Annotated in this window: 1 protein-coding gene; it reads left to right on the forward strand. The window is 43.0% G+C overall.

Annotated features, from left to right (window positions below; translation table 11 throughout):
- Positions 1 to 105: 105 nt before the first annotated feature.
- The coding region (locus E1171_RS00140; protein ID WP_222931267.1) for a hypothetical protein at positions 106 to 365 on the forward strand (260 nt) is incomplete at its 3' end.

Genomic DNA, 365 nt, shown 5'->3' on the forward strand with positions numbered 1-365 from the left:
ATTTTGAAGCCAAGCCTCCTTTCTTCCAAGCCATTTGCAGCGGATAGATAATTTTCAACAAGCACTAAAGGGGTAGATCAATAATATAACTAAAACAATAATGAAATGAGCGATCCAACGAACGACCCATCCAAAGAGTGTAAGGTAACTAACGAAACCAATTCTGATGTAGTTATTATGCTCCCTACTACCGCACAAACCGATAATATTGACACTTCTATTTCCGTTTACAATCAGGACCTCGAGGTCTTAACCACCCTGGAAGGGGGACAGGCCATTGCGGCAGGCCAAAGTGGCACCGTCGTTTTGGATCAGAATTATATTGATCCGGATACCGGCGAATCCACTTATTCCCTGCTCTACAA

The organism is Xanthovirga aplysinae, from assembly GCF_009711365.1.
GTDB classification, from domain to species: Bacteria; Bacteroidota; Bacteroidia; order Cytophagales; family Cyclobacteriaceae; genus Xanthovirga; species Xanthovirga aplysinae.